Below are 986 nucleotides of genomic sequence, written 5' to 3' on the forward strand. Positions count from 1 at the left end.
TATACATCTTAAGTTTGATTCTCATTAAATTGTTGATATAACCAGAAAGAACAAAAGAGAGAATTAAGGTTATGTTATACATTGAAGCTTAAGACTTCGACAACATTGGTAATCCTCTCTCTTTTACTACTTGAACCACGTTCAGTTCTGTGAGACGCAAGATCTCGTTTTCAAGTTGTTGTGGGCAGAAGTAGCCGGTTCTTTCATAAAACATATCCTATGAATAAATATAAAGAAACTTTTGGAGTCGACATCGGTAAGGATGTCTTCGATGTACATGGAAGTAGGAAGGGTCACGACCGGTATAGGAACGATGAGGTCGGGTTCAGGAAATACCTTGGGGAATTGCCCAAAGGCTCATTGGTCGTTATGGAAGCTACCGGTTACTATCATCACAGGCTTGCACAGTTTCTTCACAAAAATGGAGTAGTGGTTTCGGTAGTAAACCCATTATCGATAAAGCGGTTCGTTCAAATGAAACTGGCAAAGATAAAAACGGACAAGAGCGATGCCAAGGCCATATGTGAATATGCCCTGGTCAACGAGGTTCCTATCTATAGTTCCTTGACGGACACCCAGAGTGAATGTTTGCAGTTGTTCCGCTTGTTGGACACCTATTTGAAACAACGTACGGCAACCAAGAACAAGATCCATGGGGAAGCCGCTTTGGGCATACCATCGAAGTTCGTCTATCGTTCCTTGATACGTAATAGGAAACAACTGGATAAAGAAGTAATGGCTATCGAATCAAAGATCCTATCATTGGTAAAAAGGGACCAACAAAAGCAATTGACCTTGTTGATGTCCATACCGGGGATAGGGCAAAGGACAGCGTTGTTCTTAATTGTTGTCACCGATGGCTTTTCCAAGTTCGAAACGGCATCGCAGCTTTGTAGTTATGTCGGTATAACCCCAACGATACGTGAGTCGGGGAGCAGTGTAAGAGGTCGAGCCCGGATAAGCAAGGTCGGCAATAGAAAGCTCCG

General features: G+C 42.9%; 1 protein-coding gene. It reads left to right on the top strand.

The window, feature by feature from the left end:
• Positions 1 to 219: 219 nt before the first annotated feature.
• A partial coding sequence (locus IV512_RS19645; RefSeq protein WP_209406450.1) for an IS110 family transposase occupies positions 220 to 986 on the top strand: 767 nt, incomplete at its 3' end.

This window comes from Pseudozobellia sp. WGM2 (assembly GCF_017810075.1).
Lineage (GTDB): Bacteria > Bacteroidota > Bacteroidia > Flavobacteriales > Flavobacteriaceae > JADNYK01.